General features: G+C 52.7%; 14 protein-coding genes. 5 read left to right on the top strand and 9 right to left on the bottom strand.

From position 1 onward, the window contains the following. The first annotated feature begins 94 nt into the window (after nt 1–94). Together ENTMO_RS0105970 and queC are read left to right on the top strand one after the other, a co-directional pair. Nucleotides 95–1,795, top strand: a complete 1,701-nt coding sequence (locus ENTMO_RS0105970; RefSeq protein ID WP_010428122.1) for an SgrR family transcriptional regulator — start codon at nt 95–97, stop codon at nt 1,793–1,795. A gap of 66 nt (nt 1,796–1,861) precedes the next feature. Beyond that, nucleotides 1,862–2,557 carry a 7-cyano-7-deazaguanine synthase QueC gene (gene queC, locus ENTMO_RS0105965; RefSeq protein WP_010428119.1) on the top strand — a complete coding sequence of 232 codons (696 nt, stop codon included), beginning with the start codon at nt 1,862–1,864 and terminating at the stop codon, nt 2,555–2,557. 61 nt (nt 2,558–2,618) lie between these two features. On the opposite strand, the gene ENTMO_RS0105960 is transcribed toward queC, so the two are convergent. The 9 genes from ENTMO_RS0105960 to bolA form a co-directional block, all read right to left on the bottom strand. Continuing rightward, nucleotides 2,619–3,017, bottom strand: coding sequence for a YbgC/FadM family acyl-CoA thioesterase (locus tag ENTMO_RS0105960; protein WP_010428117.1), 399 nt, complete (start codon nt 3,015–3,017; stop codon nt 2,619–2,621). A 99-nt stretch (nt 3,018–3,116) separates the two neighbouring features. Then, complete coding sequence (locus ENTMO_RS0105955) at nt 3,117–3,497, bottom strand: helix-hairpin-helix domain-containing protein (protein WP_010428115.1); 381 nt, start codon at nt 3,495–3,497, stop codon at nt 3,117–3,119. A gap of 148 nt (nt 3,498–3,645) precedes the next feature. Then, nucleotides 3,646–5,517 carry a peptidylprolyl isomerase gene (gene ppiD, locus ENTMO_RS0105950; RefSeq protein WP_010428113.1) on the bottom strand — a complete coding sequence of 624 codons (1,872 nt, stop codon included), beginning with the start codon at nt 5,515–5,517 and terminating at the stop codon, nt 3,646–3,648. A gap of 212 nt (nt 5,518–5,729) precedes the next feature. Continuing rightward, on the bottom strand, nt 5,730–6,002 hold the full coding sequence (gene hupB / locus ENTMO_RS0105945) for a nucleoid-associated protein HU-beta (RefSeq protein ID WP_010428111.1): 273 nt from the start codon (nt 6,000–6,002) through the stop codon (nt 5,730–5,732). A 211-nt stretch (nt 6,003–6,213) separates the two neighbouring features. Next, on the bottom strand, nt 6,214–8,568 hold the full coding sequence (lon, locus tag ENTMO_RS0105940) for an endopeptidase La (protein ID WP_010428109.1): 2,355 nt from the start codon (nt 8,566–8,568) through the stop codon (nt 6,214–6,216). Between the two features lie 183 nt (nt 8,569–8,751). Beyond that, nucleotides 8,752–10,026 carry an ATP-dependent protease ATP-binding subunit ClpX gene (clpX, locus tag ENTMO_RS0105935; RefSeq protein ID WP_010428107.1) on the bottom strand — a complete coding sequence of 425 codons (1,275 nt, stop codon included), beginning with the start codon at nt 10,024–10,026 and terminating at the stop codon, nt 8,752–8,754. Nucleotides 10,027–10,152: 126 nt separating this feature from the next. Further along, complete coding sequence (gene clpP, locus ENTMO_RS0105930) at nt 10,153–10,776, bottom strand: ATP-dependent Clp endopeptidase proteolytic subunit ClpP (protein WP_010428105.1); 624 nt, start codon at nt 10,774–10,776, stop codon at nt 10,153–10,155. Between the two features lie 259 nt (nt 10,777–11,035). Then, nucleotides 11,036–12,334: a trigger factor gene (tig, locus tag ENTMO_RS0105925; RefSeq protein WP_010428103.1), complete on the bottom strand. Its 1,299-nt coding sequence runs from the start codon at nt 12,332–12,334 to the stop codon at nt 11,036–11,038. A 330-nt stretch (nt 12,335–12,664) separates the two neighbouring features. Then, complete coding sequence (gene bolA, locus ENTMO_RS0105920; protein ID WP_010428102.1) at nt 12,665–12,982, bottom strand: transcriptional regulator BolA; 318 nt, start codon at nt 12,980–12,982, stop codon at nt 12,665–12,667. Nucleotides 12,983–13,287: 305 nt separating this feature from the next. Here bolA and ENTMO_RS0105915 point away from each other — a divergent pair, with 305 nt between their 5' ends. The 3 genes from ENTMO_RS0105915 (at nt 13,288) to cyoA (ending at nt 16,815) form a co-directional block, all read left to right on the top strand. Continuing rightward, nucleotides 13,288–13,866: a lipoprotein gene (locus tag ENTMO_RS0105915; protein ID WP_010428101.1), complete on the top strand. Its 579-nt coding sequence runs from the start codon at nt 13,288–13,290 to the stop codon at nt 13,864–13,866. A 47-nt stretch (nt 13,867–13,913) separates the two neighbouring features. Next, a complete protein-coding gene (ampG, locus tag ENTMO_RS0105910; protein ID WP_010428100.1) occupies nt 13,914–15,389 on the top strand; it encodes a muropeptide MFS transporter AmpG in 1,476 nt (491 codons plus the stop codon). A 478-nt stretch (nt 15,390–15,867) separates the two neighbouring features. Further along, the gene (gene cyoA, locus ENTMO_RS0105905; protein WP_010428099.1) at nt 15,868–16,815 is read left to right on the top strand and encodes a cytochrome o ubiquinol oxidase subunit II; all 948 of its coding nucleotides are present in this window, start codon (nt 15,868–15,870) and stop codon (nt 16,813–16,815) included. Nucleotides 16,816–16,819: the final 4 nt, after the last annotated feature.

The following is a 16,819-nucleotide window of genomic DNA, read 5'->3' as shown; positions in this document are numbered from 1 at the left end:
CCTGAAATGTGATGCGATTAACTTGTGTATCAGTATCGTGTGAGATATACGGAAGTAATAGTGAATAGATGATAATTATTGTTCCGGGTTTCTTATGCGCCAGCTTAATCGTCTTAATCAGTATCAGCGACTGTGGCAACCTTCCGAGGGTGCAATACAACAGGTCACTATCAGCGAGTTGGCCGCCCGCTGTTTTTGTAGCGAGCGGCATGTCCGAACGCTGCTGCGTCAGGCTCAGGAGGCAGGGTGGCTCAGCTGGCGAGCGCAGTCTGGTCGCGGAAAGCGGGGTGAGCTGACGTTTCACGTCACCCCGGAATCGCTGCGCAATGTGATGATGGAAGAGGCGCTGAAAAGCGGGCAGCAACATAACGCCCTCGAACTGGCACAGCTTGCGCCTGAGGATTTACGTGCGCTGCTGCATCCATTTCTGGGCGGCCACTGGCAAAACGATACGCCGACGCTGCGTATCCCCTACTACCGCTCGCTGGATCCCCTTCATCCCGGATTTTTGCCCGGTCGGGCGGAGCAACATCTGGCCGGGCATGTTTTCTCCGGGCTGACGCGCTTTCACGGCAGCGGCAGCGAACCGACGGGGGATCTGGCGCACCACTGGGAGGTCTCGGCGGACGGCCTGCGGTGGCACTTTTACATCCGTTCCACCCTGCACTGGCATAACGGCGATAAAATCGAGACGGCACAGCTTCAGCGAAGCCTGACGGCGCTGCTGGTGCTGCCAGCCCTGCGTAAGCTGTTTCAGAGCGTATTACGCATTGACGTCACCCACCCACAGTGTCTGACATTTACCCTCCATCAGCCGGATCACTGGCTTGCGCACCGCCTGGCGACATACTGCAGTCGCCTCGCCCATCCCGACCAGCCCATGACGGGCAGCGGTCCTTTCAAACTGAGCGTGTTCGATCCTGAATTGGTTCGTCTGGAAAGCCACGAGCAGTACCATCTTAGCCACCCGCTGCTGAAAGCAATTGAATACTGGATCACGCCGACGCTGTTTGACTACGGGCTTGGCACCAGCTGTCGTCATCCGGTACAAATTGCCATTGGCGAGCTTGATGAACTGGAAAACCTGCAGCTGGTGAGCAGCAGTACCAGCCTGGGGTTTTGTTATCTCACGCTGAAGAACAGCCCACGCCTGAACAAAATGCAGGCACAACGGCTGATCAATATCATCCATCTCTCGACGCTGCTGCACACGCTGCCGTTGAATGAGGGTTTAATCACGCCAACGGAAGAACTCCTGCCCGGCTGGGATATACCGCAGTGGCCTGATTTAACGGATGTTCGTCTGCCTGAAACATTGACGCTGCTTTATCATTTGCCGGTTGAACTCCACACCATGGCAAACCAGCTGAAACAGTACCTTGCCCAACAAGGCTGTGAGCTTAGGGTCATTTTTCACGATGCCAAAACATGGGACGGATGCCAGCGACTGGCAGAGGCGGATATCATGATGGGTGACCGGCTGATTGGGGAAGCGCCAGAGTATACGCTTGAGCAGTGGCTACGCTGTGATGCGCTTTGGCCGCACCTGTTAAGCGCGCCACAGTTTGCTCATCTACAAGCCACGCTGGATGCGGTTCAGACCCAGGCCGACGAACTGGCACGGCATGCTGGCCTGAAAGCCATTTTTAGCCAGCTTATGGAAAATGCGGTGATTACACCGCTATTTAACTACCAGTATCAAATCAGCGCCCCACCGGGCGTTAACGGTATTCGGCTTAATACCCGTGGCTGGTTTGATTTCACCGAAGCCTGGCTTCCTGCCCCCAAATCGTGAAGAAGCTGGTCGGCGCTGAAGTCAGGCGTTAACATACTGTTTTTACCGTAACTGTCGAGATGATTTATGAAACGTGCCGTCGTCGTGTTCAGCGGAGGACAAGATTCCACTACCTGCCTGGTTCAGGCTCTTCATCAGTACGATGAAGTTCACTGCGTGACGTTCGATTATGGTCAGCGCCACCGCGCTGAAATCGACGTGGCCCGTGAACTGGCTTTGAAACTGGGCGCACGCGCGCATAAGGTGCTGGACGTTACGCTGTTAAACGAACTGGCCGTCAGTAGCCTCACCCGGGACAGTATCCCGGTACCTGACTATGAACCCGATGCCAGCGGTATTCCGAATACCTTTGTGCCGGGCCGCAATATTCTGTTCCTGACGCTGACCGCAATCTACGCCTATCAGGTGCAAGCCGAAGCGGTGATCACGGGCGTGTGCGAGACTGATTTCTCCGGCTACCCGGACTGTCGTGATGAGTTCGTGAAAGCGCTCAACCACGCCGTCAATCTTGGCATGGCAAAAGAGACGCGCTTTGAAACTCCGCTGATGTGGCTGGATAAGGCCGAAACCTGGGCGCTAGCCGACTACTGGGGCAAGCTGGACCTGGTTCGCAGCGAGACGCTCACCTGCTATAACGGCATCAAAGGCGACGGTTGTGGCCAATGCGCAGCCTGTAATCTGCGTGCGAATGGGCTGAACCATTATCATGCCGATAAAGTCGGCGTGATGACCGCGATGCAGAAAAAAACCGGGCTTAAATAGGGTTAATTCCTCGTGCTGTCGCAAAACGGGTATCGACAGCACGAGTACGCCTTAACATGTCTTACACGATCATCAGTTCTAGCTTTTCTCGCAACTCCCCTTCCAGCGGCAGCGCTTTCTGCGTTTTCAGATCGATACAGACAAAGGTGATCAGCGCATCAGCCACTACCTGCCCTTCAGGATCCAGCGTCACCACCTGGCTCAACACACCGCTTTTACCGTTTAGTTGCTGAACTTGACTGGTGACGGTCAGCACATCCCCCAGCACAGCCGGACGGCGGTAGTTGATGTTGATATTGACGACCACGAACGCGATGTTGTGCGCGGTCAGCCACTGAAAGCTTTCGCTGTTTTCCAGCCCGTCCCAGCGCGCCTCTTCAAGAAACTCAAGATAGCGGGCGTGGTTCACGTGCTGGTAAACGTCGAGATGGAAACCGCGTACTTTGATTTTTGTCTGCATAGCGCAATAGCCTTTACTGTTATTGTAGGATGAGAGGTCATAACTGGTATGACCTCTTTATCCTGGCAAAATTTGGCCGCAGTGCAAGAAATTGCGTAATTACAACGTCAGGTGTGAGAGGTTGCGCTCAACCAGCGCGCTCCCCATTCCCGGTACCTGTTTGAGATCGTCGACCGTTTTGAAAGGACCATATTCTTCGCGGTAGCTGACGATAGCCTGCGCTTTTTTCAGGCCGACGCCATTCATGACGCGGGCGAGATCTTCCGCAGAGGCCGAATTGATGCTGACCCGCGTACCGTCATCATCGGTATTTTTACCGACGTCAGTCGCTTTGGTTTGCCCCTGCACCGGCGCTGCCGCGTCAGACTTGCTCTGCGTAGCCGGTGGTTTAGCGGCGGGCGTCACCGCCAGCGCACCCGCACTCATCCCGGTGGTGGCAATAGCCAGCGTAATTAACAGTGCTTTGATTCCACGTTTCATGCTGTTATCTCCTTGTTTGTTGACAGCCACGCCACGATAGCCGCCGGGTAAAACGGGCACAAACAGCAGATTGCAGAAATGGAAAAGGCCGCGAAAGCGGCCTTTAGTTTTTGCAGAGCGTTACGAAAATCTGCGAGCAGACTCGTAATTACTGCTGCTGAGTCATCACATCACCCAGCTTGATTTTTGCTTCTTTACGCAGGTTGCTCATCATGGCTTCGAAGGCAATCTGGGCATTGTTCTGGGTAATCCCCTGAACCATCGCTTTCTTCTGTGCTTCTGGCAGCGTGCCCGCTTTCACTTCATCCAGCGCCAGCAGAACGACGTTACCCTGCATATCGGTTGTGGTGCCAAAGCTTGGTTTATCCTTCGCTGGCAGCGTCAGACCAAACGCGGCCTGGCTGATTGGGTCCTGACCGGTACGGCTCAGCGTTTTCGCCTCACCGAAGCTCAGGCCAGCGGCTTTCAGCGCGTCCTCTTTACCTGCTTTCAGGTCAACCAGGATCTTCTCAGCATCCAGTTTTGCCTGCTGCTCAGCTTTGTTGTGCTTAACCTGCGCAACAACCTGATCTTTCACTTCCGCCAGCGGCTTAACAGCTTCCGCTTTGTGCTCACTGACACGCAGAACGAATGCACGGTCACCGTCAACGGTAATGATGTCAGAGTTGCTGCCCGGCGTGCCGTTCTCGCCCACCAGACCACCGTTGAAGATGGCGTCAGAAACCGGCTTGAAGTTCAGCTCTTCCGGCAGGTTGTCGCGTCCAAACCAGCCTGTTTCAACCGCTTTGACACCTGCCGCCTGCTCTGCACCTGCCAGAGATTCATTGTCGTTGCTCGCCGCATCGCTCACGTTCTGCTGCAGTGCGTAATAAGCATCCAGCGCTTTTTCCTGTTTCACTTGCGCCGCGATATCATCGCGAACGTCAGCCAGCGGCTTGGTTTTTGCCGCGGTGATGTCGTCCAGACGCACGACCAGGAAACCAACGGAAGACTTAACGACGCCTGACAGCTGGCCTTTCTCTTTCAGACCGGCATTTTTCAGCTCGTCCGGCGTGGTCGCATCTTCCAGCCAGCCCATATCACCGCCGTTTTTCGCAGAGATAATGTCGGTGGATTTTGCTTTCGCGACGGTCGCGAAATCAGCGCCTTTGTTCAGCTCGTCCAGCACGGCTTTGGCATCTGCCTCGGTCTTAGTCTGAATCACGCTGTAGCGATTACGCTGCGGCTGAGTGAACTGATCCTGATGCTGGTCGTAGTAAGACTGGATTTCCGCGTCAGACGCGGTTTCCTGCAGCGCAGCCGCATCCAGTTTGATGTAGCTCACGCGGAACTGCTCAGGCGCAACGAAAGTGTTCTTGTTCTGCTCGTAGTAAGCGTTAACTTCTGCGTCGCTCACCTGCTGCTTTGCCGCCAGCGCATTCACATCGATTGTCGCTTCACGCACAACACGCTGCTGAGCCACCAGCGCAGCCAGTTCGTCGGTTTCACCTTTGAGCATGAAATCGGTGCCTACAACGGCATTGATGAGCTGCTGAGTGGTCAGCTGGTTACGCAGCGCCTGCGCGTACTGATCGGCAGTCATGCCCATCTGGTTTACGATGCTGTTGTAACGGGCGTTGTCGAATTTGCCGTTAGACTGGAATGCCGGGGTTGAGAAGATAGCTTTTTTGACCTGCTCATCGCTAATGCCCAGACCCAGTCCCTTCGCATACTGGTCCAGCAACGCTTCATCGATAAGGCGATTGAGTGTCTGCTGACGCAAGGTTTTCATATAGCCTTCGTTCGCTGCCGGTTCAGAGAATTGATCGCCCAGCTGTTGCTGCATACGGTTACGTTCACCGGCGAAAGCGTTCTCGAACTGCCCACGGCTGATCTCCTGGCCGTTCACTTTTGCGGCATAGTTCGCGCCACCGCCGATAAGGTAACTGCTCACGCCGGTCAAAATGAACGACACGATAATGATACCGAAAATAATCTTGAGCACGAGACTGTTAGCAGCCGTGCGTAAGCTGTCCATCATGGTGTAACAACACTCCGCTGTAGGTGACTGGTTACCTGACGCTGACGGAAAATCCTTACCGTCGCGCGTAAAGGCGTATTGTGACAAGAAAACGGGGCGATTGTCAGCCCACAACTCGCATAAACTCGCACAAATCAGGTCTGGACAAACAAAAAAGGCACATCAAATGATGCGCCCTTGTACTTTTCGGCTTCCCTGAAGCGGGAAAGCAATCAGTTTACTGCGTCTTTCAGCGCTTTACCTGCACGGAAACCCGGCACTTTAGCGGCAGCAATGGTGATCTCTTTACCGGTTTGAGGGTTGCGGCCAGTACGGGCAGCACGCTCTTTAACAGCAAAAGTACCGAAGCCTACCAGCGCAACGTCGTCCCCAGACTGCAGAGATTCAGTAACAGAAGCAATTAATGCATCTAACGCACGTCCAGCTGCAGCTTTAGAAATATCAGCACCAGCAGCAATTTTGTCAATCAGTTGAGATTTATTCACTGTTCTCTTCCTCTCTTTTATAATTTATATCGCACCTGAATCCTTCACAGCGCGACCGCGCAGCAGTTATATCAGGCCTGCCATGACCTTACAACACCCGTTGTTGATGGCTAACCCAATCAGCAATCTAAATTAGCTATACAAAAAAAGGCTGGCAAGTGCGAAATGACTTACCAGCCTTGTTTTTATTGACGCTCTTTGCGCGAGGTCACTATTTTGCGGTTACAACCTGCATTCCGGAGGGTTCATTCTGCAGTGCGAGACTAAGAACTTCCTCAATGCGTTTCACCGGATGGATCTGCAGATCGGCAATCACGTTGTCCGGAATCTCTTCCAGATCGCGTTTATTTTCATAAGGAATCAATACGGTTTTGATCCCACCACGATGTGCCGCCAGCAGTTTTTCTTTCAATCCACCGATTGGCAGTACCTGACCACGTAGGGTAATTTCACCGGTCATCGCCACGTCGGCACGCACCGGGTTGCCTGTCAGACAGGAAACCAGTGCGGTACACATAGCAATACCCGCACTTGGGCCATCTTTCGGCGTCGCCCCTTCCGGAACGTGAACGTGAATGTCGCGTTTTTCGTAGAAATCCGCGTTGATGCCCAGTTTTTCCGCGCGCGCGCGCACCACGGTCAATGCTGCCTGAATGGACTCCTGCATCACTTCACCCAGCGAGCCGGTGTAGGTCAGCTTGCCTTTGCCCGGTACGCAGGCGGTTTCGATGGTCAGCAGATCGCCACCCACTTCCGTCCATGCCAGACCGGTCACCTGACCAACGCGGTTTTCGTTGTCTGCGCGACCGTAATCAAAGCGCTGTACGCCCAGGTAGGCGTGCAGATTGTCGCCGTTAATCACGATGTGTTTCAGGCTCTTATCCAGCAGCAGCTGTTTCACCGCCTTACGGCACAGTTTAGAAATTTCACGCTCAAGGCTACGCACGCCCGCTTCACGGGTGTAGTAGCGGATGATGCCAACAATCGCGCTGTCCTCAACGGTCAGCTCGTTCGCTTTCAGCGCGTTACGCTCAATCTGCTTCGGCAACAGGTGCTGTTTCGCAATGTTCAGCTTTTCGTCTTCGGTATAGCCGGAGAGACGGATCACTTCCATACGGTCCAGCAGCGGGGCCGGAATGTTCATGGAGTTGGACGTCGCCACGAACATCACATCGCTCAGATCGTAGTCCACTTCCAGGTAGTGATCGCTGAACGCCACGTTCTGTTCTGGATCAAGCACTTCCAGCAGCGCAGACGCCGGATCGCCACGCATGTCTGACGACATTTTGTCGATCTCATCGAGCAGGAACAGCGGGTTTTTAACGCCCACTTTCGCCATCTTCTGGATCAGTTTACCCGGCATTGAACCGATGTAGGTACGGCGGTGACCGCGGATTTCCGCTTCATCACGTACGCCACCCAGCGCCATGCGGATATACTTACGTCCGGTCGCTTTGGCGATGGACTGACCCAGAGAGGTTTTACCTACCCCTGGCGGCCCTACCAGACACAGGATTGGGCCTTTGATTTTGTTCACACGGCTTTGTACCGCGAGGTACTCAAGAATGCGGTCTTTCACGCGCTCCAGGCCGTAGTGGTCGGTATCCAGGATCTCCTGCGCCTGACGCAGATCTTTTTTGACCTTGCTGCGGGCGTTCCACGGAACCTGCACCATCCACTCAATGTAGCCGCGCACGACGGTCGCTTCAGCCGACATTGGAGACATCATTTTCAGCTTCTGCAGCTCGGCTTCCGCTTTCTCTTTCGCCTCTTTCGGCATCTTCGCCGCGTCGATCTTACGCTTCAGCGCTTCGTTTTCGTCCGGCGCGTCGTCCATCTCGCCCAGCTCTTTCTGAATGGCCTTCATTTGCTCATTCAGATAGTACTCACGCTGAGATTTTTCCATCTGCTTTTTCACGCGGTTGCGAATACGCTTCTCAACCTGCAACAGATCGATTTCAGATTCCATCATCGCCATCAGGTATTCCAGACGTTCATTAACGTCGGACATTTCCAGCGCGGACTGTTTGTCAGCCAGCTTCAGCGGCATGTGTGCAGCGATGGTATCCGCCAGACGCGCAGGATCGTCGATGCTGTTCAGCGACGTTAGCACTTCTGGTGGGATTTTCTTGTTCAGCTTGATATAGCCTTCAAACTGGCTAATCGCGGTGCGCACCAGCACTTCCTGCTCGCGCTCATCAAGCTCAGGCGAATCAAGGTACTCTGCCTTGGCAGAGAAATGTTCGCCATCGTCTGACAAAGTGGTAATACGCGCACGCTGCAGGCCTTCTACCAGCACCTTTACGGTGCCGTCAGGCAGCTTCAGCATCTGCAAAATAGAGGCCACGGTCCCGACGGTGAAAAGATCGTTTACACCCGGCTCATCCGTTGATGCTTCTTTCTGCGCCACCAGCATGATTTTTTTATCATGATCCATGGCGGCTTCGAGGCAACGGATAGATTTTTCCCGCCCTACAAATAAGGGTATGACCATGTGCGGATAAACCACCACATCGCGCAACGGCAATACGGGGATTTCAATGCGTTCAGAACGCTCAGGATTCATAGAGCTCTCTCTTAGTTTAGTGTCCGCCAGGTAAACTGGTTATGTCACTGTGCTTCACACAACCATTAACATGTAACCAGTATATGGGGATGTTTCCCACACATTCAACGCCATGAATACGGAAAAAGTAAAGGGGAGATAAAATCCCCCCTTTTTGAATAACTGCTTGTATGATTTGGTGAATTATTCGCCAGATGCCTGCTGAGCTTCCGGTTTGCCGTAAATCAGCAGCGGCTTGGTCTGCCCGCCGATAACGGACTCGTCGATAACCACTTTTTCGACATCTTCCATGGACGGCAGATCGTACATGGTGTCGAGCAGTGCTGCTTCAACGATAGAACGCAGGCCACGCGCGCCGGTTTTACGGACCATTGCTTTCTTGGCGATCGCGTCCAGCGCTTCGTCACGGAATTCCAGCTCAACGCCTTCCAGATTGAACAGCGCCTGATACTGCTTGGTCAGCGCGTTTTTCGGCTCTTTCAGGATCTGGATCAGCGCGTCTTCGCTCAGTTCATTCAGCGTTGCCACAACCGGCAGACGACCAATAAACTCAGGGATCAGACCAAATTTGATCAGATCTTCCGGCTCAACCTGTGACAGCAGCTCACCTTCGTTTGGTTTTTCGGAGGTGGATTTCACCGTCGCGCCAAAACCAATGCCGGAGCCGGTTTCAACACGGTGAGAGATCACTTTATCAAGGCCTGCAAACGCACCGCCGCAGATAAACAGGATTTTGGAGGTATCAACCTGCAGGAACTCCTGCTGCGGATGTTTACGACCGCCCTGCGGTGGAACGGCGGCAACCGTACCTTCGATCAATTTCAACAGCGCCTGCTGCACGCCTTCGCCCGATACGTCACGGGTGATGGACGGGTTGTCAGACTTACGGGAGATCTTGTCAATCTCATCGATGTAGACAATCCCGCGCTGCGCTTTCTGTACGTCGTAGTCGCACTTCTGCAGCAGTTTCTGGATGATATTTTCAACGTCTTCACCCACATAACCGGCTTCAGTCAGGGTGGTAGCATCAGCCATGGTAAACGGAACATCCAGCAGACGCGCCAGCGTTTCGGCCAGCAGCGTTTTACCAGAGCCGGTTGGGCCAATCAGCAGAATGTTACTTTTGCCCAGTTCCACACCGTTACTGGTATCGCCGTTACGCAGACGTTTGTAGTGGTTGTATACCGCCACTGCCAGCACTTTCTTGGCCTGCTCCTGGCCGATGACGTAGTCGTCAAGGTGATGACGAATTTCATGCGGCGTTGGCAACGCGCTACGCTCACGGTGTGGCGCAACTTCTTTAATCTCTTCGCGAATGATGTCGTTACATAAATCGACACATTCATCGCAGATATACACGGACGGCCCGGCAATCAGTTTACGCACTTCATGCTGGCTTTTGCCGCAAAAAGAGCAGTACAGCAGTTTGCCCGAACCATCTTTGCGTTTATCTGTCATGAGTCCAAACCTCTTTTTAAGTTCTTTGTGCCGCACATGACGACGCAAATGCCAATCTCAGACGCAAGCTGCTTAAAGCAGCGTGCCGCCCTACTTTAGTATAGCGGCACACTCGCGTCGCGGGCATCAATTACGATGGGTTAACACGGAGTCGACTAAGCCGTACTCAACTGCCTCTGGAGCAGAGAGGAAGCGATCGCGCTCGGTATCGCGCTCGATCTGCTCGAGGGGTTGACCCGTATGCTGCGCCATAAGTTCATTCATGCGCGCTTTAACTTTCAGAATTTCTCGGGCGTGGATTTCGATATCCGTCGCCTGGCCCTGGTAACCACCCAGCGGCTGGTGAATCATCACGCGGGAATTAGGCAGGCAGAAACGCTTACCCTTCGCCCCTGCAGTTAACAGGAACGCGCCCATAGATGCAGCCTGACCCATACAGATAGTGCTTACATCAGGCTTGATGAATTGCATGGTGTCATAAATGGACATACCTGCGGTAATCACGCCACCAGGGGAGTTAATGTACAGGTAAATGTCTTTTTCCGGGTTTTCCGCTTCCAGAAACAGCATCTGCGCCACGATCAGGTTAGCCATGTGGTCTTCCACCTGGCCGGTCAGAAAGATAACGCGTTCCTTGAGCAGACGGGAATAGATATCAAAAGAACGCTCACCACGTGAGGTCTGTTCAATAACCATTGGCACCAGAGCCATATGGGGTGCAAAGTTATCTCGTTCGCCACTGTATGACATTTCCGTCTCCTGGATCTAAATTGAAAACACCTGCTGTACTGATTGTAACCTTATGGACGGATTATCAGCCAGTCTCATTCATCGTGATTCCATACTTATGGGGTTCACATTGCCCTATTTCAAGCATAACAACCTTTTGTTGTTACGCTAACACTGAAAGGGCGTTTTAGCACTCTTCCTGGGCTATTGGTGTGATAAAAAAAACCCGTCGCCAAAAGGCAACGGGTTTTTGTTCAAACTTTAAACCGTTGGGGCGAAATTACGCCTGCTGGTTCATCAGTTCGTTGAAAGAGGTCGCTTTTTCGGACACTTTAGCTTTCGCCAGTACCGCTTCAACAGCCTGCTCTTCCAGTGCGACGTTGCGCATGTTGTCCATCAGCTCTTTGTTCTTACCGTAGAACTCGATCACTTCTGAGGGATCTTCGTATGCAGAAGCCATCTCTTCGATCAGGCCTTTCACACGCTCTTCGTCAGCTTTCAGCTCGTGGGTACGAATCACTTCGCCCAGCAGCAGGCCAACAACAACGCGGCGTTTCGCTTGCTCTTCGAACAGCTCGCGTGGCAGTTCCATCGCTTGCTGCTGGTTGCCACCGAAACGCTGTGCAGCCTGACGGCGCAGTACGTCGATTTCGCTGTCGATCAGGGCAGCAGGAACGTCGATGTCGTTCGCTTTCACCAGACCGTCAATCGCCTGAGATTTCACACGGTTACGCACAGCGCCGTTCAGCTCGCGCTCCATGTTCTTACGCACTTCGGTACGCAGGCCAGCAACAGAACCATCTTCCACGCCGAAACGCTTGATGAATTCTTCCGTCAGTTCTGGCAGTTCGCGCTCTTCCACTTTCTTCAGGTTGATGACGAAATTCGCTGCTTTACCTTTCAGGTTTTCAGCGTGGTATTCTTCCGGGAAGGTCACGTCGATAGTGAACTCTTCGCCAGCCTTGTGGCCTTTGATACCGTCTTCGAAGCCTGGGATCATACGACCCTGGCCCATTGCCAGTACGAAGTCAGACGCTTTGCCGCCTTCGAACTCTTCGCCGTCTACAGAACCGGTGAAGTCGATGGTAACGCGGTCTTCAGCGTCAACAGCGCCTTCTTTCTCTTTCCAGTTCGCCTGCTGCTTGCGCAGGGTGTCCAGCATGCCGTCAACGTCTTCGTCAGTCACGGAAACAACAGGTTTCTCAACTTCGATAGACTCCAGACCTTTCAGCTCAACTTCTGGGTACACTTCGAACTCTACGGAGTAGGTGAAGTCTTCGCCCAGTTTGTATTCGCCTGGAACGTAGTTTGGCGCGCCGGCCGGATTGATTTTTTCTTTGATGATCGCATCAATAAAGTTGCGGCTCATCAGTTCACCCAGCACATCCTGACGCACGGAAGCGCCATAACGCTGAGCAACAACATTCATTGGTACTTTGCCCTTGCGGAAGCCGTCAATACGTACTTTTTTTGCTACGTTGACCAGCTCGCTTTTCACAGCAGTTTCGATGCTGTCAGCAGCGATAGTAATCGTTACACGGCGGCCAAGGCCTTGAGTGGTTTCAACTGAAACTTGCATCTTGTTACCTCAAAAAAATCACAGTGCTCGGTCAACTCTGAATCTGTCTGTTTTACCGGGATGCTCTCTTAGTGTAGATTCACATTCCCTGTCGCCAGAATCATCCCGAAGACAATCAATAAGACGCGGCATTATAGCGGCATCACTTAGGTGAGTCGAGAACGGTTGGGGCATGTTGCTGCGGCTTTTTTCACACTTTAAGGCTATTTTTAGCCTTAAAATCGCACCATCCGCTCAAAACTCAGACAAAACAAAACGGCCCGGAGGCCGTTTTGAGGAAATCTGCAAGCAACATACTGGAAAAGCTCCAACCGTTGCAAATCCGATTTATCAGGCTATGGTGCCTGCGCCGCGACAAGGCGGTGATGCGAATACCGTATCCTGCAAGCCTTCCCATTCCTTAATGGTGTAGGTATGCAGCGCCAGCGCATGTACGGTTGTGGAGAGTTCTTCCGTCAGGGTACTGTAGATCAAGCGATGTCGGTTCAGGAAACGCTCTCCCAGGAAACGATCGCTGACCAGAACCACTTTAAAGTGGCTTTCAGAACCCGCCGGTACGTTATGACGATAGCTTTCGTCGACAACTTCGAGAAACACAGGGTTAAAAGCTGCCCTTAATTTATCTTCTATCTGCTCACGTATCATCATGAAATTACTCCTCCGACAACGCCAGGATGTCACCCATCCCTTTAAATGTTAGCCGCTTTTACCGTTTCCATTACACCTTGACAACAAATATTTAGCTTTCGTCTGATTTTCTCATTCAAACGAATGAAGTTCACTGTGAGGCTCATACGTTTTGTCATACACGGATTGAGAAAAACGGTGAACTGGTCAGTTTTCGGACAAGGCGATGAATTTACATGCGTTGACCACTTCCCCTCGCCGTTAGCGATGTTATGATGGCGACAATTTTTCTCTTTATATGCTTACGATTCGTTGAGAACCTGAAAATGTTAAAAAAACTCTTCTTTCCGTTGGTAGCACTTTTTATGCTGGCAGGCTGCGCAACCCCGCCAACGACTATTGATGTGTCACCAAAAATTACCCTGCCTCAGCAGGATCCAAGCCTGATGGGTGTGACCGTGAGCATTAACGGTGCCGATCAGCGTCAGGACCAGGCGCTGGCAAAAGTGACCCGCGATAACCAGCAGGTTACGCTGACCGCCTCCCGCGACCTGCGCTTCCTGCTGCAGGAAGTGCTCGAGAAGCAGATGACCTCTCGCGGTTATATGATTGGGCCAAGCGGCGCGGTTGATCTGCAAATCATCGTGAACAACCTGTACGCTGACGTCTCCCAGGGTAACGTGCGCTACAACATCGCGACCAAAGCGGATATCGCCATCATTGCTACCGCGAAAAACGGCAACAAGATGACCAAAAATTACCGCGCCAGCTACTCTGTTGAAGGTGCGTTCCAGGCATCCAACCAGAACATTGCTAACGCGGTAAACAGCGTGCTGACTGACACCATCGCCGATATGGCGCAGGACACCAGCATTCATGACTTCATCAAGCAGAACGCTCGTTAATTCTGCGCACTGACCCGGTGCTTCGCCGGGTCAGTTTCAATAAAAACATGGCCAGTCACTACTTACGCATTTTCCAGCAACCGAAATCAGCCATTCTGCTGATCCTCGGTTTCGCCTCCGGTTTACCCCTCGCGCTCACCTCCGGCACCTTACAGGCGTGGATGACCGTCGAGAATATCGATCTCAAAACCATCGGCTTCTTCTCGCTTGTCGGCCAGGCTTACGTCTTTAAGTTCCTCTGGTCTCCGGTGATGGACCGTTATACCCCGCCGTTCCTCGGGCGGCGTCGCGGTTGGCTGGTCATGACGCAGGTGCTGTTACTGCTGGCCATTGCCGCCATGGGCTTCCTCGAACCTTCCACGCAATTGCGCTGGATGGCGGCGCTTGCGGTGGTGATTGCCTTCTGTTCCGCGTCGCAGGATATCGTGTTCGATGCCTGGAAAACGGACGTGTTGCCAGCGGAAGAGCGTGGTGCGGGTGCCGCCATCAGCGTGCTGGGCTATCGACTGGGCATGCTGGTTTCCGGTGGACTCGCACTGTGGCTTGCTGACCGCTATCTCGGCTGGCAGGGCATGTACTGGCTGATGGCCGCACTGCTGATCCCCTGCATTATTGCCACCTTGTTCGCGCCTGAACCGAGCGATGTGATCCCGGTTCCACGCTCGCTGGAGCAGGCCGTCGCTGAACCATTGCGTGATTTTTTTGGCCGCAACAATGCCTGGCTGATTTTGCTGCTGATTGTCCTGTATAAACTCGGCGATGCCTTTGCCATGAGTCTGACCACCACCTTCCTCATACGCGGCGTCGGTTTTGATGCCGGGGAAGTTGGCGTGGTGAATAAAACGCTGGGACTGTTTGCAACTATCGTCGGCGCCTTGTACGGCGGCGTGTTGATGCAGCGGCTGACGCTGTTCCGCGCCCTGCTGATCTTCGGCATCCTGCAAGGGGCGTCGAATGCGGGCTACTGGCTGCTGTCGATTTCCGATAAGCATATGATCAGCATGGCGGCAGCCGTGTTCTTTGAAAACCTCTGCGGCGGAATGGGAACGGCAGCCTTTGTCGCCCTGCTGATGACCCTGTGCAACAAATCATTTTCCGCCACGCAGTTTGCCCTGCTTTCAGCACTTTCCGCCGTGGGCCGCGTTTATGTCGGCCCCATTGCAGGCTGGTTCGTTGAAGCCCACGGCTGGCCGACATTTTATCTCTTCTCGGTGGTTGCCGCCGTGCCGGGGATTTTATTGCTGCTGGTGTGTCGTCAAACGCTGGAATATACCCAGCGTACTGAACACTTTATGCCGCGTACCGAATATCACCGCGCCTACCGTTTTGCCTTATGGTTGTTAACGGTGGGGTGCCTTGCGCTGGGATTGTGGCTTGTCGTACTCATCATTAATGCAACCACCTCTCTGACGCTCCCGCTCGAAACGCTCCTGCTGGACGTGGGTGCCCTGTTCGCCATCGCCGGGATCCTTATCGGGGGACTTCTCGATTTTCTGGCATTGCGCAAAACGCAGATGAGCTGAAGAAAAAAACGAAAGGTTATTTCCCGTTGTAATCACGAAGTGAAATTATAACGGCGAAATAACCGACAATCGCGAAAAAAAATATTTGTTGTTTTGTGCGGGATAGCTTCTGGAAATTATTGGAGTCAATTCCAAACTCTATTTTCTCGTTAAACGATTCAGCATTTGAAACATTGAATTTTCGTTTTTTAGTTGTCTTTTTATTGATAATTAATTGTTAATTTTTTGTTTATTTTTAACAATGGTTATACCAATTGCCCCTTTTAGGGTATGCTTGGGGGTCCTTTCGTTATAAAGCCCGCGCCATGCGGCTTATGTCTTAAAAAGCGACATAATTTGCAACACTTGTGACATGTGCGGCAGAACCCAGTAACACCTTCCTGACACAGGCCTAATGATGTTTACAGTAATGTAACCTTCCCGTAAAATGCCCCCACACTTTAAACGCCACCAGACTCCGTGGAATTGAGGTCGTTAAATGAGACTCGGGAAATACAATAAAAGTTTGGGATGGTTGTCATTATTCGCGGGCACTGTATTACTCAGTGGCTGCGATTCTGCACTACTAGACCCCAAAGGACAGATTGGACTGGAACAACGTTCACTGATTCTGACGGCATTTGGCCTGATGATGATTGTGGTTATTCCAGCCATTTTGATGGCAGTTGGTTTCGCCTGGAAGTATCGTGCGAGCAATAAAGATGCGAAGTATAGCCCTAACTGGTCACACTCCAATAAAGTGGAAGCTGTGGTCTGGACGGTACCTATTCTGATCATCCTGTTCCTTGCCGTTCTGACCTGGAAAACCACTCACGCACTTGAGCCAAGCAAACCGCTGGTTCACGATGAGAAACCTATTACCATTGAAGTGGTCTCCATGGACTGGAAATGGTTCTTCATCTATCCAGAGCAGGGCATTGCTACCGTGAATGAAATCGCCTTCCCGGCGAACACTCCGGTTCAGTTCAAAGTGACCTCCAACTCCGTAATGAACTCCTTCTTCATCCCGCGTCTGGGTAGCCAGATTTACGCGATGGCCGGTATGCAGACTAACCTGCACCTGATCGCGAATGAAGCAGGCACCTATGATGGTATCTCCGCCAGCTATAGCGGCCCGGGCTTCTCAGGTATGAAGTTCAAAGCTATCGCAACGCCAGACCGTGCCGCTTTCGACCAGTGGGTTGAAAAAGCGAAGCAGTCTACTAACACCATGTCTGACATGGCGGCGTTCGAAAAAGTGGCTACGCCTAGCGAATACGACAAGGTGGAGTACTTCTCTAACGTGAAACCAGATTTGTTTAAAGACGTCATTGGCAAATTTATGGATCACGGCAAGAGCATGGACATGACCCAGCCTGAAGGCGAGCACAGCGCGCACGAAGGTATGGAAGGCATGGACATGAGCCACGCGGAAACCGCTCACTAAGGGG

The sequence above is a fragment of the Enterobacter mori LMG 25706 genome (assembly GCF_000211415.1).
GTDB lineage: Bacteria > Pseudomonadota > Gammaproteobacteria > Enterobacterales > Enterobacteriaceae > Enterobacter > Enterobacter mori.
This window is presented reverse-complemented; position numbering and strand designations above follow the sequence as displayed.